This is a genomic window from Pseudomonas sp. (genome assembly GCF_050739655.1).
In the GTDB taxonomy this organism is placed as follows: Bacteria; Pseudomonadota; Gammaproteobacteria; order Pseudomonadales; family Pseudomonadaceae; genus Aquipseudomonas.
This window is the reverse complement of sequence record NZ_JBOIBY010000462.1, coordinates 15091-34301: the sequence shown is the minus strand read 5'-3', so window position 1 is coordinate 34301 and position 19211 is coordinate 15091. Positions and strand designations below refer to the sequence as shown.

The window sequence follows — 19211 nt, the reverse complement described above, 5'->3', positions numbered from 1 at the left end:
CGGTGCACCGCACACGAATTGGCCGGTGTGGGCGCACTCGGTCAGAGCCTGTTCACCGCACACGCAGCACTTCACGCTGCGATGCTTTTCACAGAGCCCTCTTTCGTCAGCGGGCGCCTTGCAGCTACCCACCCAAGAAATCTGGTAATTGCACTGCGTCATGCTGGCAACTCCTTGCGCTGCCGACTGATCTTCAGCAGGCGGGCGCTGTAGTGGTGGAATTCTTCGATGGTGATGTCGCCCGCGGTGAAGACCCTGACGATCAAGCCTTCGGCGAGACTGTCGTCGATTTCTCGGCTTGCGGGATGCTCCAGAGCTTCGAGCGCCTGATCGATGACGATGTGCGGGCTCAAAGCTCGCCACCAGCATCGTCTTGAGCGTCTTCACGCTCGGCGGCCACCGCATCAGCTGCGTACGTCCGAAGCAGGTCGGCGGCGATCAACTCCAGTTGTGCGACAGGGTGATCAGTACCCAGTAGGTGCTTGGCGTGGGTCAGTGCTTCTGCCGGGCTGCCCACGATTACACTCAGCACCAGCTTGGCGAACGAATCGCGATCGTCCAGGCCGTCAATCTGGCGCTGGCTCAAGTGCAGTTGCAGGTGAGTGGCGTATTCCGCCGCGGTCACCTTCTGTGCCGGGCCAAACCGACGCTTCCACGTCACATCCGAGCCGCACACCAGTTGTTCGGCGGCGCTTTCCAGCCACTCGCGTTGTTCGTCTTGCTCGCTAACCGGGGGAGGCAACTGCGCGTCGTAGTTGAACTGACAAATCTTCAGTGCTGCGTTCATGGTCGCCTCCAGATCGGCGTGTGTTCGGTTGATTTCCCGTCTGGCCCTGTCGCCAAGGCCAGCCAGTGAAATCTTCAGCCTTCGCAGCCCATCTGGTAGTTGCTTGCATGCTCGGCGCTGCAAAACGGCAGCTCCCGAGTGCGAAGCATCTGACGGTTGGTGTACGGATCGCGTGTGCGGTCGTGGATGTTGCGGCGCACAACCTTTTCAGCTGGCTTGCCGCAGTACGTGCATTTCGTTTGTGTTGCTGCTGCCTCGGTCATCGTGTTGCCCTCCGGTTGTTTTCCCAATGCACCCGGGTAACCAGGTGCATCAGTGAAATGTTCCGTTGCTACTGGCTCTGCTTATCGGGTCATTCACGCGGTTCGAGCCTTTCGCTCTAGTCAGCCGTCGAGGTGTTCCTCGCGTTGGTAGCCTTTCGGGGCTATCTGATCTCCGGTCGCCGTAGAGGCAGTGCTGTCTTTGTTCGTATTGCGCTGGTTGTTAAAGAGCGGCGGGTCTCTTCAGGCCCTTCACTGCCGGTCCCTGATTGGGTGCTCGGTTGCGATGGGTGTAAATTAACCGCCGGTATCTTTGTCGTCAATACCGGCGGTTAATTTATTTTTCCAAGCATTCGGTTATGCTTTGCTTAACTGTATGGATGTACAGCATTGGAGGCAGTGGATGGATCAGGCGCAAGAGCAGAAACATCAGGAGAAGGCGGCGATGTCAGGAATTGAAAGGCTTGGCCTTCGCGTCTCATCAATGATCAATCACCCGGTCGCGCAGATTCAGCGCTGGGTAACGATCCATCGACTAGATACTGATGGGGATCGAGAGTGGGAGGAGGTGATGGGGCTGCTGGCTGAGGCAGATGCCATCGACATGACTTTCAATGACGACGAGTCGGTGACGCTGAGGTGGGAGCCACAGATTGAAGAAGATCGGGTGGTTGAAGTTGAGGATGCATTCGAGAGGGCTATGGAAGAGCCAGCACCTTTCTGACGGACGAAAAAAAGCCCGCGCGAGGGGGCGGGCTATAAAGTCATGAGGATCGATGGAAGCTTAGATCATCCCTCGCGCTGCGGTGAGAGACAGAAACAAAAAGTTCGCTCAGGGCCACGTGTACCTAACTGCATCTCGTAGTGCACGGCCACCATTCGTCACCAGTGCTGAACGCTGAGATCTACAGGCGCCTCTACCGAAGTAGTCAAGAGAGGACGCAACCATGTTTGCAGAGCGAAGGAACAAGGCCATGGCGGCCTGGCTGCAGCTGCTTAGGGAGCCAGAAATCCGGATGACAGCCGAAGAGCAATATGACGAATTGCTGAAGATGGCCGATTCGATGGATGAGGAGGGGTTGATCAGTGCGCTGGAGTGGCAACAGTTGATCAGGGATGCCGGTGTGGTGTTGGCTTATACGAGAGAGGGGCTTGAGGGCGGGGCGTAGAGCTCGCACGTGGCGTCCGGTGCAACAGGGCTCCTTTCAGGTCAAGTTGGACCCCTGCCGCGAGAGAATCATTTCCTCCAAAATCTCGCGAGCCAGTTTATTGATCCCGGACTCGCCGAGGTATTTCGACCTGTCTATGTTGGCAATCGTGAACTGATGGGTATCTGGCCCGGTCACTTCGACAGAAACACTTCCATCTGGGTTTAACGAGCAAACGATGGTGCATTGCGGCAGGCGGTTTGAAAGCACCGCTTCGAGTTCGCTCTTGCTCATCGTGTCCATTTTCCGCTCCTTCTACGTCACCGTAGCGCCGTAAGACTTGTCAATGGGATCAAACAGACGGGGAGGAGTGGGAGCAAAAGCACGCAATGGTGGCGAGCTTCAGACTCTAAATTATCCTCAATCCTCAGGATCAATCTCTTCTTCAGGTTCGCACCTGGCAATCAGCTCGGCAATGGCCTCGGCCATGAAGTCCGCGTTGCCGGTAATCACGGCCAAGTGATCTTCAATGCGGTCGGAAACCTCTGTAGAGCCGCGCTGATCAATCCAAATGCCAATCTCTTCAACGGCACAACCTAGGGCCATGATGTTTTGGTTCAGGCGGTAGAGCAGGGCGGGGGTTGGATCGTCTGGCATGGCTGATCCTCGTTGGTGTGAGGAAAGCGTAGCAGGCAGCAAAAAGCCCGCACGGGGCGGGCTCTCTGTAGACGGGATACTGATCCATCAGTGGCGCGGATTGTGCCCGCCATGTGTGACGAATGTGTGACAGGGACAGAAACAAAAAGCCCGGCGCTGGACCGGGCTGAATGATTCAATGAGCAGTTTTCGGAATTCCTCGCCGAATTTCTTCAAGTAATCGATCACTTGAGTTTTTCGAACTCACAACTCTGACCCCATCGAATTCTGCCAAGGCATCTGTAACCTCTTTGAACGCCTTGAGCAGCTTTGGCTTGTCTGAGGCAGGGGGCTCAGCGATGAACAGCGTATCGTTCGCTAAGCGCTTCGCCTTATTCAGACGCATAACTTTCGACAGCCACGCATCGCCATGCTCAAGAATTTTGGCGGGTTCTGCTTGTCCGAAAAACAAAGGCTTGATGGCCTGTTCTGCGACCTGATCGGCCAGCATCACAAAGGGAAATCTTACGTCGTAATCCTTGGTCCCCAGGCGTTGCTCTTTGTACCGCTGCTTCAGGTTGCTGGTGGCCAATAGCTTGCCAAGCTGCCGCTCCAAGACCTTTTCCTGGTACTCCTTGTTGGCGAAGCTGTGATTCACGTAGTGATCAAAAAGCTCGTCAAGTACGCTGCCAATATCCCCAGCAGTGATCGAGCCCGGTTGACTAAACCGCATCATCGTTTCGCGAGGATGAATGAGGTGCTTGAAGGTCGAGACCAGCAACGACAGGTTATTCCTGTTATCCGCGGAAAAACCGACCAGTCGCGCAAACTCACTCTCGACCTCGTCTCGAGCTCTAAGAAATACCTTGTGGTCAAGGGTTTCGAAAAAGCGTGTGACTCTTTGACGCTTGTTCGTGATCCTGTATCGGAACTCACCATTGTTTGCGAGCAGCACGATGCCAATGTTCACGAACTCACCGGTTTCAGGGTAAGGGAGGAACCTCAGGATCGAATAGTTACAAATGTATTTCATAGCTGCCCCCAGAACTGCTCTTCCTTGAACCTTTCTAGTATTTGAAGTCTTTGCTGAAGGGTTGGTTCGATCTCATCGCCATGACCTTGGTCACGGTAGATCCATTCGTCCGGCAAAAGGGATGTGATCCTACCCCAATCGCCGAGGGCTGCGTCAAGCTGTGGAAGATAATCTAGACGAGCGAGCAGATTACCTTGAAAGAAGCCTAGCTGATCGCGGAATACGTGGTACTGGCGGAACTCCTCGAAGGAAAGCTCAGGGTCGAACGCAACATTGTGATCAATGACCGCCAAGTCACCTTTAGGATCTAAAATCAGGTTCACATTGCCTCCACGCTCACCTAAGCCCCGGTCTCCATTGAGAATCCACCAGTCGAATAAGAGGACTCGTCTTTTGAGATCTACCGGGAGGGAGTTTAGGCTCGCCCAAAGCAGATCAGAGGCATTATCTACCTGCAGGGATGCGAATGCCGGCCCACCGCTCAGGTCTTGGACATTGTCCATAACGCTAAAGTCAATAAGCTCTTGTGGGATGTCCATTACCTTCCATGGAGGAATTGGCAAGCCAAAATGAGCCCCAAGTTCGGCCGCTAGAGCCTCGGAAACCAAACCGGCGCCAAGAGCTCGGGACAGTCCTTTAACGAAATAGGTCTGATCGTCATCTGCTCTGATTAGGAACGGCTGAACAGATATGCCTTGATGACTTTGTCTTATAATTTCCTTTGCCGTTATCCGGTCAGGCATGACGATCCTTGCGTAAGTGTAAATGTATTGAACCCGTTACTCAGCCTTCCCCCGCACAATCCTCCCGGCCTTCAGCTCATCCGCATACCCCACCAGTTGTAGCCTCAATGGAGGGTCTTGCGACTCTCACCAATCCGGATCCGATCCAGCGCCCGGTTCAATGCATCTAAGGCATCAATGAGGGCTTTCGCTTCGGCTTCTCGGCCATCACCCCAAAGGCGTTCGGCCAGTATGTTTAGGGCTTGGATAGACCGCTCAATGTCAGCAGCGGTTGCTTTTTTGGGGTTGCTGGGCGGTTCTTGGTCGGGCTTGCTTTGCGTCATCGAAATCCCTCGCGTCGTCGGTCAAACCCTAGCGCACCGGAGTCTCATTGCGGTGCTTCAGGTGCTCATCCGGCGGTAGTTTCTGCTTCTTGAGCAGAAACAGCTCAGCTTCTTGGTATTCCTGCTCCGTCATCGGCATGTTGCCCGCAGGGAGCGGAAGGGGTTCTGGCTTGAGAGTGCTACAACCAGCAAGCATGGTCAGCGCAAAAAGTTTGATCGTATTTTTCATACCTGTCCTTGGAATCGATAGAACTCCGTATCTTAAAATTTATGCCCCGCGGTTCTCGGTCGGGCTTGGTGAGGGACATATTGACCTCAGGCTACCGGCTCAGGGCAGGGGGCTGTCATTTCCACCGCCCGGGTATTCAGCTTCGCTTCACCATCTTTAAAAATAGCGATCAGGCGATGGATAGCCTGAGCATCGAAATCATTGCCGCTGAGGGTCAATCGCTCAGCGATACGCTTCAGCTCCACCGCCGACCATTTCAGGTCGGAGGCAATGCCTTGAAGGTCACGTTTCAGGCCTTGTTCTACGTTACTGAGAGTCATCCATTCCCCTAATGTCATCCTGGCTACTTAGTTCGTACAATCTGTCCCGCCTTCACCGCGTCATAGCAATTCTGAGCATTACCGCCGCTTCAATAAGCTTGTTCGCCTGGATTACAACAGCCATAGCCAGCTCAACATTCCCAGCTTCTTTGAGCATTGCAGCCATATCGAGCAACTTCCCCGCTTCAGCCTCAATAGTGCGAACGGATTCCACAATGTGGTATTGAAGTGAGTGCGCCATGCCTAAATCCTCAAACCAGATACCTCGGCCTTGGTGCCAGCTAAACCAACTGAGCATTCCAAACGAGCAGCACGCGCGCCTGGATATAGGTCTCGTCAGCTCTGATCGTCTGTGGTGGGTGTCGCTCGTTATCGGAAATCATCTTGATCTGATCGTCACCGATCCATTGCAGGCGCTTAATGTAGAGGTGGCCTTCCCACGAAAACATATAGATCCCGTCCCCTACGAACTCCCGAATGCTGATGTCGACTAGGAGCGGGTCGCGGTGCTTGATCGTCGGCGCCATCGACTGACCCCAACCGGTCACCATCTTGAGATGGAAGTGCTCTTTGAATTCGACGCCCATCTCGCGCAGGTGTTGGGGGCTTACCCTGACGTCCTGGAGCAACTCCGGATAGTCATGGGGTATCTGCCCGCCACCCATGGCGGCGCGGACGTCGTAATGCGCGATCCATACCTCGTCACCCACAACTCCTGGTCGGTAGTAGTCGACCTCAAGAACGCCGCCTCCATCGTTGCTTTCGGCCGCAGCAAGTAATCGGCGGCGGGCATCCTCGCTGAGCCCTTTTCCCTGCTTTTCCAACATCTGGCGAACCAGGTCGGAAGCCGAAAGAGTTGACGGTTGCGCGACAGATTGCTCAGTGGAGCTCATTAATCCGCTGATTTCGTTCGCGAGTCTTTTGCTGAATCGCTCAACGGGCACGCCAAGCAAACGAGACAAAACAACCGCGAATTTGGCGTTCAGCGGATTCGTGCCGTTTAGGTACATGGCCACTGCCGCAGCCGAGATGTCAGCCTCAGCGGCAAGACTTGCCTGGGTAAGCCCGAGCGCATTCTTCTTCGATACGAAAAGCGCCTTGGCGGCGTCGCACTCAGCTTTTAGCTCGGGGGATAGCTCTTTCTTTTTGCTCATCCGCGAAATTTAACCGTTGGTTAATTTATTTGCGTCAACCGGCGGTATTGCTAGAAAGCTAACCGGCGGTTAATATTGGGTTTGAGAACACCATTCGAGATTTCCAGAATGAAGCAGATCCCACTTACGGAGCTGGTTGCTACTAAAGGGCAGGCCTTTGCGGCCAAGGCTCTTGGGGTCAGCCCAGCCGCAATCAGCAAGGCCATCGCGGCGGAGAGAAGAATTTCCGTGATCTGCAATCGCGACGGGACTTTTGAAGCGCATGAACTCAAGGCCTTCCCGGCGCAGACAGCCCTAAAGAAATCCGCCGCCTAACTTTTCCAATAGCAAGGAGCAAGACCTGCATGTACGCCAACCCCAAGCACCTACATGACCGCGAGATCAAGGTCCGGGTCGATGAGGACACGTTCGAGCTAATTCAGGCCCTGGCCAAGTTCCATCGAACTCAGCGCGCGGTTCTATGCCGCGAACTGCTGGAAGCGCAGTTGGCTGCGCTGGCTTCGGAGAATACCGACGAACACCAAGTGGCTTGAAGGCCTAAAGGAGGCCCCATGCCTATCGAACAGGTCCAGTTGGACCAGTTGCAGATGGAGCAGCTTGAGCGTGAGGCAGCGAAGAGGGGGGTAACCCCTGAAGAGCTGGCAGCCGAGTTGATGCGTCGAGAACTGGCCCAACGGACAAAGCCCCGCAGTCCGCGGGGCACAGTAAAGCCTTTCCGTAGAAGGGACTGAGCAGGCCCTGAAACGTAACTGTAAAGGTCATCCAGACCACACGATCACCGTAGCAACCAGGGGAACACCTGATGGCCTATGACGACAAAGCCCACCGCCACGACCACCAGGTCAAGGTTCGTCTGGATGACGAAGATTTCCACGAGCTCAAGGACTACGCCCATGAGCTCAAGGCGCAACACAGCGTGCTGGCCCGCGAAATCATTCTTGCGGCTCTGGCATTCAAGAAAGAGCACGGCTATCTGCCGCTAATCAGCGAAAAAAAGCTCAGGGCCTGAATAGGTCAGGGGAGGGCCAATGCCAGCAGTAAACGATGCACCCCCTATCCGAGAGGTTGAGGTGGCGCAGTTCAGGAAGAACGACTTCGAGGACCTGGAGATTTGGGCCTCGGAGATGGGGATAAGCACTGATGAGCTGGCATCGCAGATCTTGCGCAAGGCCGGGCGGTTTCTCTCGCGAAGAAGGAAGTCGGCAGTAAGTGACAACGTAGTCCAGTTCGGGCCGCGAAGGTGAACGCGTCGTCCCTTATTAGGGACCGAAGGAAAAGGTCCCTTTAGAGGGACTGGTATTTCCGCAGGCATAAAAAAGCCGGGGTAGTGACCCGGCTCTCTTAAACATCGATGTGGGACCGATTATATGCAAACCCAGCCACATATCAATACCCCTACCAATGTTGCGACACGTTTTGTGAATCATGAAAACGTGTCGCGCACTATGTCATCGCGCGAAATCGCAGAACTCACCGGGAAGCGTCATCCGGATGTGAAGCGCGACATTCAAGCCATGACTTCTGAGCTGAATGAAGATGTGAGCGACTTTGCTCACATCTATCTGGACAGCATGAACAGGGAGCAAACCGAGTATCTGCTGGATCGCGAGCACACGGATTGCCTCCTGACCGGGTACAGCGCAGCAATGCGTATGAAAGTGATCAAGCGCTGGCGAGAGCTGGAAGGCGGCCGCGTTATCGCCACGCTTCCCGACTTCTCCAATCCGGCTGCTGCTGCCCGTGCCTGGGCCGAACAATTCGAGCTGCAGCAGAAGGCCAGCCAGGCCCTCATCGAGGCGGCGCCAAAGATCGCTTTCGTCGAAAAATACGTCGACTCAACTGGCCTCAAGGGCTTCCGCCAAACCGCCAAGCTGCTCAAGGCCAACGAGTCGCGATTCCGTGAATTCCTGATCGACAAAAAAATCATGTACCGCATGGGCGGCGAATGGCAGGCGTATCAGCCTCACATCGACGCCGGGCGCTTTGAAGTCCGGGCGGGCACCAGTGACAGCGGCCACTCGTTCAACCAGTCCAAATTCACCCCCAAAGGCGTCAACTGGGTTGCCGGCCTGTGGGCGCAATACCAGCTCCGGGAGGTCGCATGATGCATTACTTCAAGCGCAACATTGGTGACTATCACAAGAAGGCCGGGCGCCTAACCATGCTTGAGCACGGTGCGTACACGCTCTTGCTCGATGCGTGCTATGACCGTGAACGCTTCCCTACGATGGAAGAAGCAATCGACTGGTGCTGGGCCAGAAACAAGGACGAAATCGACGCAGTTGAGCTTGTTTTGCGCAAGTTCTTCGAGCTCATTGACGGTCGTTACGTCCAAACCCGTATTCAGGACGAAATTACTAGCTATCACGCTACAGCATTGAAAAATAAGGAAATTGCGGAAAAGCGTGAAGCGGATAAGCGCACGAGGCGTGCAGGAAATAGCACGGAGCGTGCACCAGTCGTGCACGAACCGGCACCTAACCAAGAACCACTAACCACTAACCATGAACCAATAGATCAAGAGACTTGCGCATCTGCGTTGCGCGAATCGGCCAAGGAAGACTTGTTCCCGAAATTCTGGGCACTGTATCCACGCAAGCAGGACAAGGCCAAGGCGCAGAAGGCATGGACGAAGCTCAAGGTCACTGATGACCTGTTCGCAGTGATCTGCAAGGGTCTGTCGGCTCAGGTCGTCTCTGCGGATTGGATCAAGGAGGGTGGTAAGTACATCCCGATGCCGACCACCTGGTTGAATGGCAAGCGCTGGGAAGATGAGGTGTTGCTGCCAAACAATGTCCACCCGTTCCCGCAATCGCGCCACACCGGCTTCGCTGAACGCGACTACACCGCAGGCCTGACCCAGCGCGAGGACGGCAGCTATGCGCTCTGAAAAAGTCGTCTCCATGACAGAAGTCCTGCCAAACATGCGCGTCCAGCCTGCCGAGTGCGACAAGCACGGGCCGTACGAGCAGAAGGTCACCGTCATCCTCAACCGCGAGTTGAAGGGCGGTTGTCCCGAATGCCAGCGGCTGGCCAATGAAGAGCGCGAGGCGGCGACAGAGGCGAATCGCGCCTATGAGATTCGCCTGTCAATCGCTCGCAAGCTTGGCGACGCGCTGATCCCCAAGCGGTTCATTGCTCGCACCCTGGAGAACTATCAGGTCGAGAGCGACGGCCAGCGTAAGGCGCTGAGCTTCTGCAAGCGCTATGTGCAGGTGTTCGACGAGATCCTGAAGACCGGTCGCTGCATGGTGATGATCGGTAAGCCCGGTACCGGGAAAACGCACTTGGGCGTGGCCATGGCCAACGAGCTACTGCACAACACATCTCGCACGGCCGTGTATCGCACCGTGGGAGCGATCCTGCAGGCGATCCGCGCCACGTATGACAGGCACAGCGAACGTAGCGAGGCCGAAATCCTGTCAAGTCTGGTCACCCCTGATTTGCTGGTTCTGGACGAAGTTGGCGTGAGCAAGGAGCAGCCCAGTGATTTCGAGCTGACCACTCTCTTCGCAATCATCAACGGACGGTACGAGCAGGAGCGCCCGACGGTGGTGATCTCCAACCTCGATGCCGGGCAGCTATCCGGCGCCATGGGCGAGCGCTGCGTCGACCGTCTGCGCGAAGGTGGAATGATCGTCGTGCCGTTCGAGTGGGAATCGCAGCGCGGCAAGGAGGGATTCTGACATGACCGATTACACCGAACTGAAACGGCTGGCCGAGGCATGCCGGAACCATCAGCCGCTTCGATTCATGCGTAGCCATGGCGCGCTTTACATACGCAATGACAACGGAATCGTCTTCGATGTGCATCAGAACCGGTCATTCCCGGATTTCATGTCGCAGAACAAGGACTACGCAGACCTGGTATTGGCCTGCGCTCCTGAGTTGGTTCTGGAGTTGATAGCCGAACTGGAGCGCAACCAGAGAATGCTGCTTGCTGCTTGTATGGACTTAGGCGCAATCGGAAATGCGCTCAATGCCGACATGAACAGCGACAGGGAAGAGATCCTGTCGATGGTCGTAGACCTGAAGGCGGAGAGCCGAAGGGTGCGGGGATTTCTTTCCGACATCAGCAAAACATCCGGTGATAAAGGGGCCGTCATGGGTGCGCGCCAATTGCTCAAGGAGCTCGGGGAATGAGCATCGACAAAATGCGCGATCAGTTCGTTGAGTGGCTGAAAACTCAGTCGCACGTCCTGAACGTAGGCTTCAACAAGTCGAGTGGCAGGTTCATTCTCCCCGAGGATGAAACAGCATGGCAGGCTTGGCTGGCCTCGACTGCGGCGACCGAAGCGGAGATCGACCAGCTCAAGGCCGAGAACGAGGTACTGCTCGATGATTTGGAACAGGCCAAATACGACGCGGACGCATGGCGAAATCAAGAGGAGTCGGTCTGGATTCAGGTGTTTCTTGGCGAGGGTGATGATCCATTCATCAGCGCAGTGCAAGGAGCAATCTGCATCGAACAGCTTGCACTGATGCAGTCGGATCTTCTTGCGTATGCAGAGGACTATTTCGAGCACGGTGCAGGGCTCTATGTGTTCGATTGCAGGCACTGCAAAGCGCATTACGACAACGTAGGCATGACCGAGCCCGAGCACTGGGAAATGGATTTCAGCGAGTACGCGCGGTTCCCTTGGGCGGATGAGCAAGATGCCGAGAGAGACGCCACGGGCAACGGAGAGCAGGCATGACCGACAAAATCAGCGTCAACAGCCAGGCCAAGCTTTCCGAAGCCATCAACTGCCTGACCACGATGTACCGCGACAAGAAGTTCGTCGTCGTATCGCTGCGACCGGGCAAGGACCGCACGCTCGACCAGAACGCTCTGTGGTTCTCCCTGTACCAGCGCATTGCCGCGATGACGCAGATCGGCGATGTGGAGGACGCTCGCCGGTACTGCAAGCTTCACTTCGGCGTCCAGATCCTGCTGAACGAGGACGACGATTTCCGCAACGGCTGGTACCAGACCATGCGGCACCTGACCTACGGGCAAAAGCTGGACCTGATGGGGGCCTGCCCACTGTTCGGACCGGACGGATTCCCGGTAACCCGGTTGTTCAGTCGCGCCCAGGGCATCGCTTACACCGACCGCATCGTCACCGACTTCACGGAGCGCGGCGTGGTGTTCACGGATCTGCTGGGTGAGGTGGCTGCATGAGCCATCATTTCAAGCCTGGCGATCTGGCGCTAGTGGTCAATCACACGTTCCCGCCGGTGATCGGTACATGCGTGGAGCTGATCAGTCGTCACTGCGTTGGCCCCGTTGATCGTCGAGATCCGATGGACCCGGGCGTGTACGAGAAAGAAGGTGGCGAGGCTGTATGGGTTGTCAGCGAAGACAAGGCCATTGTCTGGGAAAAATGGCTCATGCCACTGCGCGGTGACTTCGCTCCCGAGCAGCATAACGCCAAGGAGGCCGAACCGTGCGCGTAGCCATCAAGGAGAAGAAGGCACCCAAGCCGAAGAAATGCCGAGTCGAAACCTGCGGGGCCTCATTCGTCCCGGCGCGCCTGGGGCAGGCGGTTTGCAGTCCGGCCTGCGCAATTCTGGATGCGCCGAAGAACCAGGAGAAGGCGCGCAAGGCTCTGGCTCAGGTCGAGCGCAAAGAGATCAAGGTCCGCAAGGAGAGGCTGAAGAGCAGGGCGGATCACCTGCGCGAAGCCCAAGCCGCTGTGAACGAGTTCGTGCGCCTGCGTGACGCGCATCTGCCGTGCATCAGCTGCGACTCGATGCCGAACGACAACGACCTGATGACGGGCAGCCGGTGGGACGCCGGTCACTACCGATCCGTCGGCGCCTGCCCTGAGCTGCGCTTCGAGCCGCTGAACATCCACCGCCAGTGCGTGAAGTGCAACCGCAACCTGTCCGGCAACGCGGTGGAGTACCGCATCCGGCTGGTGAAGCGCATCGGCGCCGAGAAGGTTGCATGGATTGAAGGGCCTCATCCGGCTCGCAAGTACACCGTGGAAGAAATCAAAGCCATCAAGGCCCACTACCGGGCAATGACCAAGGAACTGAAGAGGGCAGCAGCATGAAGCTAATTGGCGCACGTCAGGCATGGACTGACTCTCAACATGAATCGAACGCCTCCATCACCGCTGCAGCAATCGACTCGGCGCAGTCGGCAGCATCAATCAAGAAAGCCAAGGCTCGCCAGCACGAGGTGGTGTTCGCCGCGCTGGGCGATGACAAGGCAGAGCGTATCATGGCCACCCGGCAACGGATCAGCATCAGCGAGACACGCCGGACGCCTATCGGGCGATCTACTGCCCGAGCCGCGCACCTGGCAACGATCGGTAAGGTTCTGCGCGCAATCGATACGCTGCCGTTCCAGGTGCAGCAGTTCGGGCACTTCCTGTATCACCCGATGATGACTATGCAGCACGTCATGAACGCGGTGCTGCTGATCGCTTCGAAGGCGGAACTGCCTGACCTGACATCGGCCAAGCGCGTGAAGGCGCACTACCTCGTCACCCTGGCGCTCCAGTCGTACAAGGCTCAGGTGAGCGGGGCGGCAGAGTGGGGGCCGGCCCGGGTGGCTGCCGAGATGAAAGAGTTCTTCGGTGTGACGATCGATCCGAAGAACTGGACGCGCGACTGGCTCGACCTGTGGGAATCCCTGAAAGCAGTGATCGCTGAAGTGGATATCCAGGCGCAGCAACCACTATGGCAGGTGATTCACGCGGAAAAAGAAGAAGACGCGGCATAAACATATTGACATGACGGGAGTTTTTGCGTACTTTCCCCATAGTGCGCAATTCACGCCACACGCACACCAACACTCAAGCCCGGCCACTGCGCCGGGTTTTTTGCGTCTTGAATTTCCCTCCAGCCCTCATCGCGATCACCCGTCGCGACTTTTGAGGGCCTCATTCAGGCCTCTGCATCCGCAGGGGCTTTTTCGTATCTGGCACCCACGCCATCGTCTTTGCTCCGAGCGGATCAGAGAGGCGGGGAGTGCCGGACCAATCTCGCTCCCCGCAAGGGAGGAATCCGGATGCCAAACATGCCCGACAAACCGGACACCTGGCTCATCGTCATGGCTTGGCTTAGCCAGCACTCACCGATGTTCTATGCCGCGACCCTGTCCTGCTGGATCGCCTTCTTGCGCGTGATCTACGGCGGGGGTGGACGACGACAGGCCCTGCTTGAGTCCTGCCTGTGTGGCGCGATCACCGCTGGGGCGTTCCCACTGCTCGAATACTTCAATCTTCCCTCCAGCCTTGCAGCTGCCGTCGGCGCCTGCATCGGCACCCTCGGCGTGAAGAAGGTTGCCGCCCTGGCCGACCGATTCACTGACTTCAAATTGCCCAAGCGGCAGGAGTGACCCATGCAACTGATCGACAACTGGAAACAAGCGCTGAGCATGACCAGCGTGCAGGCGGGTGGCGCTATCGCTGTGTTGGGCGTAGCTGAACAGCTGATGCCTCAGCTTCAAGCTGTGTTACCGCCGGTGGCATATGGCGTGCTGGGCCTGTTGGTGATGGTCGCCCGCGTGATCCTTCAGCCGAAGCTGAGCAAGTGAGTAGCGTCACTCGGCTACATCACGCATTGCCACTGAGCCCAGCCGTCAACAAGGCCGTCACTGAGCTGGATAGCGTCATTGCCAAGGCGATTGATGCTGCAAAGGGTGCTGGTCTGCCTCAGGGCCTGGTCGTGGCGGTGTTGCACGGTCACGCTCACAGTGAGACGGCAAAGATGGTGGGGTAGGCGTGCCGCGGGTGACTGCAGCATAAATTGGACACTACTTTCCGTTACGTCTATTGCACTCTGCCTGGGCCTCATCGCGGTTCGGGTAGATCTCTGGAAGCCTTTTGTCTTCGAGTGAGTCCAGTATCAGGTAGCCGCGCGCCCTCCAATGCGGTGTCTCAGAAGGGGTATGGATCTTGCGGTTTTCCAGCGGTCTCGAATTTACGACGACAAAACGACCTGGCATCTCCAAATCTCCAGAGCAGCTCTCGTAACCAATACCGACAACCCGAACCATTTCAAGTTTCAGAGTGAAGCCATGATAACCAAGCAACCCGACTGGGAGGCGATCGAACGAGCCTACCGGGCTGGATTGCTCTCTATCCGCGAGATCGCCTCAACCCAGGGCATTACCCACGGCGCTATCAACAAGCGGGCCAAGCGGGATGGCTGGGAGCGAAACCTCAAGGCAAAGATCCAGGCCAAGGCTGATGCGCTGGTATCCAAGCGAACGGTATCCAGTGAGGTATCCAGCAAAAAGGCGGATACCGAAAGAGAGATCATAGAGGTAAACGCCGAAGTCATAGCGAACATTCGCATGGCTCACCGTGGCGACATTTCTCGCGGCCGCCGACTGACCAACAAGCTGCTGGATGAGCTCGAAGGGTTGACTGATAACCGGCATCTGTTCGAAGAGTTGGGCGAGCTGATGCGCTCCGAAGACGACAACGGGCAGGACAAGCGAAACGACCTATACCAAAAGATCATTGATCTACCTGGCCGATCCAAGACGATGAAGGAAATGGCCGAGACGCTGAAGACCCTCATTTCCCTTGAGCGCCAGGCTTATGACCTTGACGCCAAGTCTGGAGGCAGCGAGGCAGAAGAACTCTCCAAGCTGATGGACGAACTTTCAAAGGACGCCTGACCATGAAGCCCGAGCATATGAAGCTGCTCCGGGATCGGTTCTGGCGCCTGAACAATCTCTACTGGATTACCGACAAGAACGGTAAGAAGGTCCGCTTCCGCATGACGCAGGAGCAGATTGACTACTTCCAGGGAATGCACACCCGGAACATCATCCTCAAGGCGCGGCAGCTTGGGTTTACCACTCTCGTCTGTATCGTCCAGCTGGATGCGGCCTTGTTCGAGGCAGCGAAGTGCGCCCTGATCGCCCACACTCTGAACGACGCCAAGCGCCTGTTCCGGGAAAAGGTGAAGTACGCCTACGACAACCTGCCGAAAGAGATCAAGGCGGCAAACCCGGCGCGCAATGATGCGGCTGGCGAGCTGGTTTTCAGCAAAGGCGGCTCGCTGTACGTCTCGACATCGTTCCGTGGCGGCACGCTGCGCTATCTGCACGTTTCCGAGTTCGGGAAGATCTGCGCCAAGTTCCCACACAAGGCGCGGGAGATCGTCACGGGCGCCTTCGAGGCGGTGGCGGCTGACTGTTTCGTCACCATCGAGTCGACGGCAGAGGGCCGGGCCGGTTACTTCTTCGATTATTCGCAGGGGGCCGAGAAGCAGCAGCTCGCCAAGGTTCCGCTCGGGCTACTGGACTGGAAATTCTTTTTCTTCAGTTGGTGGCGTAACTCGCTGTACTGGCTGGACCCGACCGACGCCGTCATCCCTGAGCGCCTGGGCAAGTATTTCGCTGAACTGACCGCCAAGTACGGCATCGTCACCAATCCCGGCCAGCGCGCCTGGTACACCGCCAAGGAAAAGACCCTCGGCGATGACATGAAGCGGGAATACCCGTCGATCCCTGCCGAAGCATTCCAGCAGACGATCGAGGGCGCCTACTACGCGCAGCAGTTCACTCGACTGTATGCCGAGGGCCGAATCGGCAAGATTCCGGACAACTCGCACCTGCCGGTCATGACCTTCTGGGACATCGGCGTTGGCGACTCCACGGCAATCTGGTTCGTGCGCCAGGTCGGCACCGAATACCACATCATCGACTACTACGAGAACAGCGGCGAAGGCCTGCGGCATTACATGAAGGTGCTCAAGGATAAGGGTTACACCTATTCCGAGCACTGGGGGCCGCACGACATCGAAAACCGGGAGTTCGGCAGCGATGCCAAGAGTCGCAAGGACATCGCCAAAGAGGGCTACGAGATCGATGGACAGCGGTACTCCCTCAAGTTCCAGGTCGTTCCCAAATCTGGCGTAGATACCGGCATCGAGACGGCGCGGGAGATCCTGCCCAAGTGCGTGTTCGATGAGGCCAAGTGCGAGGAAGGAATCACCCACCTTGAGGGCTACCGCAAGGAGTGGGACGACAAGCGCGGCTGCTGGAAAGACAAACCCCTGCACGACAACAAATCGCACGGCGCTGACGCCTTCCGCTACTTCGCTGTCGCCATGACCAAGCGCAAGCCAGCACCAACTTCCACCACATCCCTGAGAATCTGAATATGAGCAACAGCGACCCAAGTATCGCCCTGCCCGCGGTTGAGCGCATGCGCGAGCACTGGGCCATTGTTGAGCCGCTGATGGGCGGCACTCAGGCCATGCGCGCGGCTGGCACCAAACTGCTACCGCAGTACCCGGCTGAGGCTGAGGAAACCTACCGCGATCGCCTGGCACTATCGACGCTGCTCCCGGCCTACGCCGAGACGGTCAGCAACAACACCGCCCGAGTGTTCGCTGAGCCGCTACAGATCGGTGAGGACGTGCCAGATCCAATCAAGGCGCTCTGCACTGACATCGACCTGAGCGGCAACGACCTCAATTCGTGGTCGGTCGACTGGTTCCGCTCGGCACTGGCTGACGGCCTGTGTCACGCGATGATTGAGCATCAGCCGACCGTCGATGCCGAAGGGAAAAAACTGTACAAGACTGTCGCCGAGGAAACGGCCGCCGGGGTTCGCCCCTATGCGGTCATCATCAAGCCGGGCCAGGTGCTCGGCTGGCGCTTCGACGGCGGCAAGTTGGCTCAGGTCCGCTACATGGAGCGCGTCGAGGAAGCAGACGGCGAGTTCGGCACCAAGTGTATCGATCAGGTTCGAGTTCTGGAGCCTGGCAGCTGGCGGACTTACCGCAAGTCGGACAATGGCGGCGCTTGGGTGCAGAACGATCAGGGCGCAACCAGCCTGAAATACATCCCGTGGGTGACGTTCTACACCGGTCGCACCGGGCAGATGACTGCCAAACCGCCACTTCTGGAACTGGCCCACCTCAACGTCAAGCACTGGCAGTCGCAGAGCGATCAGGACAACTTGCTGCACGTTGCCCGCGTCCCGCTGCTGTTCGTGTTCACCGACAACGAAGAATTCCAGCTGACCATCAGCTCGGCCAGCGCGACCCGCATGCCGAGAGACGGCGATGCCAAGTACGTCGAGCACACCGGGGCAGCCATCGAGGCTGGGCGCACGTCGCTGCAAGACCTGATCGACGATATGCGCATGGCTGGGGCGAAGCTGCTCCAGAAGGACAAGCAGTCGACCAAGACGGCGGCTCAGGCCAACGAAGAGGCGGCGCAAGAGCTTTCCCCGCTGGAGCGCCTGGCGCATCAGTTCGCGGACTGCATCGCTCAGCTGCTCCAGATCCTGGCTGACTACGGCAACCTGCAAGATGGCGGTCACGTCGAAATGCGCGGCAACTTCGACTCAGATTTCGCCCCTGAAATCAGCCTTCCGAACCTCATCAGCATGGCCAACTCCGGCAAGCTCAGCGACGAAACGCTCTACAGCGAAATGCAGCGGCGCGGCGTGATCAGCGACGAACTGGATTGGCCGAAGGAGCTGGCTCGCATACAAACTCAATCAAGCAAAGGCGTGAGCCTGGACGATTAACCCATGGGCAGCGACCAGATCAGCGACACGATCCGCAACGCGGTGCTGTTGGAAAGTCTCAAGTCCAGCGAGGTCGAGAAGTTCGAGCCATTCCTAAAGCAGATCGATCGATCGCTACGGGAGCAGCTGGGCAAGTCAGAAATCACCGACTTCAAGCGCGCCCGTCTTGAGGAAATGCTCAAGCAGGTGGATGAGGCTCTGGCTGGCATCCTGACTGAGTACACCGATCAGATGCAGCTTGATCTGATGGATATCGCTACTTGGCAGGCTGGAGCAGAGGCGGCGGTGATTGCTGCTGCGCTGCCCAACTACACGGCAACTATCCCGGCGCTCTCCACGCTAAAGACGGCGGCCTTCAAGTCGCCATTGGGCGTGAAGGGCGCAGACGGCGGCAAGCTGCTGACCCCGTTTATTGAAGACTGGAGCAAGGCCGAGCGCTCGAGGGTCACGGGTGCCATTCGGCAGGGCTGGTTCGAGGGCAGGACCAACGCCGAGATAATGCGCACCCTGCGCGGCACCAGGGATATGAAGTACGCCGACGGCCTTCTGGCGATCACGGCTCGCAACGCCGATGCCGTGACGCGCACCGCTGTGCAACACGTTGCCAGTCAGGCGCGCAATCAGTTCGCCAAGCAGAACAGCGACATCCTGCAGGGCGTGAAGATCATCGCCACGCTGGACGGGCGAACGACAGCTTATTGCCGGGCAGCTGACGGCACCGAGTACGCGATTGATGAAGGCCCGCGGCCTCCATTCCATATCCGCTGCAGGACCAGCTTCATCCTGATCCTAAAGGATGCGCCGTCACTGGGCGCTCTGGCCGACAGGTCAAGCATGAACGGGCAGATCAATGCCGATACCACCTATTACGAGTGGATCAAGACGCAGCCGGCATCATTTCAGGATGCGGTCATTGGTAAGGAGAGGGCGAAGCTGTTCCGTGATAGCGGAATGACGCCTGAGCAGTTCTCTGACCTGCAAATCGGCAACAACTTCAAGCCGCGCACGCTGGACCAGCTCCGAGAGATGGTTCCTGAAGCATTCATCAAGGCCGGACTGTAATCCCGCGCCACGAAACGCAAT

Annotated in this window: 33 protein-coding genes; 21 read left to right on the top strand and 12 right to left on the bottom strand. The window is 57.3% G+C overall.

Going from position 1 to position 19211, the window contains the following annotated elements; genetic code table 11:
* Nucleotides 1-158: 158 nt before the first annotated feature.
* The 3 genes from ACRESJ_RS22405 to ACRESJ_RS22395 form a co-directional block, all read right to left on the bottom strand.
* Entirely contained in the window at nucleotides 159-353 is a 195-nt protein-coding gene (locus ACRESJ_RS22405) for a hypothetical protein (protein ID WP_431759870.1), read from the bottom strand.
* Nucleotides 350-787 carry a hypothetical protein gene (locus ACRESJ_RS22400; protein WP_431759869.1) on the bottom strand — a complete coding sequence of 146 codons (438 nt, stop codon included), beginning with the start codon at nucleotides 785-787 and terminating at the stop codon, nucleotides 350-352. Before ACRESJ_RS22400 ends, ACRESJ_RS22405 begins: the two co-directional genes overlap by 4 nt.
* Nucleotides 788-861: 74 nt before the next feature.
* A complete protein-coding gene (locus ACRESJ_RS22395) occupies nucleotides 862-1050 on the bottom strand; it encodes a hypothetical protein (protein ID WP_431759868.1) in 189 nt (62 codons plus the stop codon).
* Nucleotides 1051-1450: 400 nt separating this feature from the next.
* On the opposite strand from ACRESJ_RS22395, the gene ACRESJ_RS22390 reads away from it, so the two are divergent.
* Both ACRESJ_RS22390 and ACRESJ_RS22385 read left to right on the top strand, forming a co-directional pair.
* Nucleotides 1451-1771 (top strand): DUF1654 domain-containing protein, encoded by a 321-nt coding sequence (locus ACRESJ_RS22390; RefSeq protein ID WP_431759867.1) that lies wholly within the window; start codon nucleotides 1451-1453, stop codon nucleotides 1769-1771.
* Nucleotides 1772-2021: 250 nt separating this feature from the next.
* Nucleotides 2022-2216, top strand: a complete 195-nt coding sequence (locus tag ACRESJ_RS22385; RefSeq protein WP_431759866.1) for a hypothetical protein — start codon at nucleotides 2022-2024, stop codon at nucleotides 2214-2216.
* Between the two features lie 36 nt (nucleotides 2217-2252).
* On the opposite strand, the gene ACRESJ_RS22380 is transcribed toward ACRESJ_RS22385, so the two are convergent.
* The 9 genes from ACRESJ_RS22380 to ACRESJ_RS22340 all read right to left on the bottom strand — a co-directional run bounded on the left by ACRESJ_RS22380 (nucleotide 2253) and on the right by ACRESJ_RS22340 (nucleotide 6633).
* A complete protein-coding gene (locus tag ACRESJ_RS22380; protein WP_431759865.1) occupies nucleotides 2253-2498 on the bottom strand; it encodes a hypothetical protein in 246 nt (81 codons plus the stop codon).
* Between the two features lie 117 nt (nucleotides 2499-2615).
* The gene (locus tag ACRESJ_RS22375; RefSeq protein ID WP_431759864.1) at nucleotides 2616-2852 is read right to left on the bottom strand and encodes a hypothetical protein; all 237 of its coding nucleotides are present in this window, start codon (nucleotides 2850-2852) and stop codon (nucleotides 2616-2618) included.
* A gap of 175 nt (nucleotides 2853-3027) precedes the next feature.
* Complete coding sequence (locus ACRESJ_RS22370) at nucleotides 3028-3864, bottom strand: DUF3037 domain-containing protein (protein ID WP_431759863.1); 837 nt, start codon at nucleotides 3862-3864, stop codon at nucleotides 3028-3030.
* Complete coding sequence (locus ACRESJ_RS22365; protein WP_431759862.1) at nucleotides 3861-4607, bottom strand: HipA family kinase; 747 nt, start codon at nucleotides 4605-4607, stop codon at nucleotides 3861-3863. Before ACRESJ_RS22365 ends, ACRESJ_RS22370 begins: the two co-directional genes overlap by 4 nt.
* 104 nt (nucleotides 4608-4711) lie before the next feature.
* Entirely contained in the window at nucleotides 4712-4930 is a 219-nt protein-coding gene (locus tag ACRESJ_RS22360) for a hypothetical protein (protein ID WP_431759861.1), read from the bottom strand.
* A 28-nt stretch (nucleotides 4931-4958) separates the two neighbouring features.
* Nucleotides 4959-5159 (bottom strand): hypothetical protein, encoded by a 201-nt coding sequence (locus ACRESJ_RS22355; RefSeq protein WP_431759860.1) that lies wholly within the window; start codon nucleotides 5157-5159, stop codon nucleotides 4959-4961.
* A gap of 86 nt (nucleotides 5160-5245) precedes the next feature.
* On the bottom strand, nucleotides 5246-5479 hold the full coding sequence (locus ACRESJ_RS22350; RefSeq protein WP_431759859.1) for a hypothetical protein: 234 nt from the start codon (nucleotides 5477-5479) through the stop codon (nucleotides 5246-5248).
* 52 nt (nucleotides 5480-5531) lie between these two features.
* Nucleotides 5532-5720, bottom strand: coding sequence for a hypothetical protein (locus ACRESJ_RS22345; RefSeq protein ID WP_431759858.1), 189 nt, complete (start codon nucleotides 5718-5720; stop codon nucleotides 5532-5534).
* Nucleotides 5721-5760: 40 nt separating this feature from the next.
* A complete protein-coding gene (locus tag ACRESJ_RS22340; RefSeq protein WP_431759857.1) occupies nucleotides 5761-6633 on the bottom strand; it encodes a S24 family peptidase in 873 nt (290 codons plus the stop codon).
* A gap of 108 nt (nucleotides 6634-6741) precedes the next feature.
* On the opposite strand from ACRESJ_RS22340, the gene ACRESJ_RS22335 reads away from it, so the two are divergent.
* The 19 genes from ACRESJ_RS22335 (at nucleotide 6742) to ACRESJ_RS22245 (ending at nucleotide 19190) form a co-directional block, all read left to right on the top strand.
* Nucleotides 6742-6948, top strand: a complete 207-nt coding sequence (locus ACRESJ_RS22335; RefSeq protein ID WP_431759856.1) for a Cro/CI family transcriptional regulator — start codon at nucleotides 6742-6744, stop codon at nucleotides 6946-6948.
* Between the two features lie 29 nt (nucleotides 6949-6977).
* Nucleotides 6978-7166 carry a hypothetical protein gene (locus ACRESJ_RS22330; protein WP_168757765.1) on the top strand — a complete coding sequence of 63 codons (189 nt, stop codon included), beginning with the start codon at nucleotides 6978-6980 and terminating at the stop codon, nucleotides 7164-7166.
* Between the two features lie 269 nt (nucleotides 7167-7435).
* Nucleotides 7436-7642 (top strand): hypothetical protein, encoded by a 207-nt coding sequence (locus ACRESJ_RS22325; RefSeq protein ID WP_223535338.1) that lies wholly within the window; start codon nucleotides 7436-7438, stop codon nucleotides 7640-7642.
* Between the two features lie 358 nt (nucleotides 7643-8000).
* A complete protein-coding gene (locus tag ACRESJ_RS22320) occupies nucleotides 8001-8738 on the top strand; it encodes a phage antirepressor KilAC domain-containing protein (RefSeq protein WP_431759855.1) in 738 nt (245 codons plus the stop codon).
* Nucleotides 8738-9523 carry a YdaU family protein gene (locus ACRESJ_RS22315; protein WP_431759899.1) on the top strand — a complete coding sequence of 262 codons (786 nt, stop codon included), beginning with the start codon at nucleotides 8738-8740 and terminating at the stop codon, nucleotides 9521-9523. The genes ACRESJ_RS22320 and ACRESJ_RS22315 overlap by 1 nt, the downstream gene beginning before the upstream one ends.
* Nucleotides 9513-10319, top strand: a complete 807-nt coding sequence (locus ACRESJ_RS22310) for an ATP-binding protein (RefSeq protein ID WP_431759854.1) — start codon at nucleotides 9513-9515, stop codon at nucleotides 10317-10319. Before ACRESJ_RS22315 ends, ACRESJ_RS22310 begins: the two co-directional genes overlap by 11 nt.
* Before the next feature lies 1 nt (nucleotide 10320).
* Nucleotides 10321-10776, top strand: a complete 456-nt coding sequence (locus ACRESJ_RS22305) for a hypothetical protein (RefSeq protein ID WP_431759853.1) — start codon at nucleotides 10321-10323, stop codon at nucleotides 10774-10776.
* Nucleotides 10773-11330, top strand: coding sequence for a hypothetical protein (locus tag ACRESJ_RS22300; protein ID WP_431759852.1), 558 nt, complete (start codon nucleotides 10773-10775; stop codon nucleotides 11328-11330). Before ACRESJ_RS22305 ends, ACRESJ_RS22300 begins: the two co-directional genes overlap by 4 nt.
* The gene (locus tag ACRESJ_RS22295) at nucleotides 11327-11797 is read left to right on the top strand and encodes a hypothetical protein (protein WP_431759851.1); all 471 of its coding nucleotides are present in this window, start codon (nucleotides 11327-11329) and stop codon (nucleotides 11795-11797) included. The genes ACRESJ_RS22300 and ACRESJ_RS22295 overlap by 4 nt, the downstream gene beginning before the upstream one ends.
* Entirely contained in the window at nucleotides 11794-12072 is a 279-nt protein-coding gene (locus ACRESJ_RS22290; protein WP_431759850.1) for a hypothetical protein, read from the top strand. Before ACRESJ_RS22295 ends, ACRESJ_RS22290 begins: the two co-directional genes overlap by 4 nt.
* The gene (locus tag ACRESJ_RS22285; RefSeq protein ID WP_431759849.1) at nucleotides 12063-12674 is read left to right on the top strand and encodes a recombination protein NinG; all 612 of its coding nucleotides are present in this window, start codon (nucleotides 12063-12065) and stop codon (nucleotides 12672-12674) included. Before ACRESJ_RS22290 ends, ACRESJ_RS22285 begins: the two co-directional genes overlap by 10 nt.
* The gene (locus ACRESJ_RS22280) at nucleotides 12671-13348 is read left to right on the top strand and encodes a hypothetical protein (protein ID WP_431759848.1); all 678 of its coding nucleotides are present in this window, start codon (nucleotides 12671-12673) and stop codon (nucleotides 13346-13348) included. Before ACRESJ_RS22285 ends, ACRESJ_RS22280 begins: the two co-directional genes overlap by 4 nt.
* Nucleotides 13349-13636: 288 nt before the next feature.
* A complete protein-coding gene (locus ACRESJ_RS22275; protein ID WP_431759847.1) occupies nucleotides 13637-13966 on the top strand; it encodes a phage holin, lambda family in 330 nt (109 codons plus the stop codon).
* 3 nt (nucleotides 13967-13969) lie between these two features.
* A complete protein-coding gene (locus ACRESJ_RS22270) occupies nucleotides 13970-14164 on the top strand; it encodes a hypothetical protein (RefSeq protein ID WP_431759846.1) in 195 nt (64 codons plus the stop codon).
* Nucleotides 14161-14349, top strand: coding sequence for a hypothetical protein (locus ACRESJ_RS22265; RefSeq protein ID WP_431759845.1), 189 nt, complete (start codon nucleotides 14161-14163; stop codon nucleotides 14347-14349). The genes ACRESJ_RS22270 and ACRESJ_RS22265 overlap by 4 nt, the downstream gene beginning before the upstream one ends.
* 298 nt (nucleotides 14350-14647) lie before the next feature.
* Complete coding sequence (locus ACRESJ_RS22260; protein ID WP_431759898.1) at nucleotides 14648-15256, top strand: hypothetical protein; 609 nt, start codon at nucleotides 14648-14650, stop codon at nucleotides 15254-15256.
* Nucleotides 15257-15258: 2 nt separating this feature from the next.
* Nucleotides 15259-16746 (top strand): terminase, encoded by a 1488-nt coding sequence (locus ACRESJ_RS22255; RefSeq protein ID WP_431759844.1) that lies wholly within the window; start codon nucleotides 15259-15261, stop codon nucleotides 16744-16746.
* A gap of 2 nt (nucleotides 16747-16748) precedes the next feature.
* Nucleotides 16749-18128 (top strand): DUF4055 domain-containing protein, encoded by a 1380-nt coding sequence (locus ACRESJ_RS22250; protein WP_431759843.1) that lies wholly within the window; start codon nucleotides 16749-16751, stop codon nucleotides 18126-18128.
* Between the two features lie 3 nt (nucleotides 18129-18131).
* The gene (locus ACRESJ_RS22245) at nucleotides 18132-19190 is read left to right on the top strand and encodes a phage minor head protein (protein ID WP_431759842.1); all 1059 of its coding nucleotides are present in this window, start codon (nucleotides 18132-18134) and stop codon (nucleotides 19188-19190) included.
* Nucleotides 19191-19211: the final 21 nt, after the last annotated feature.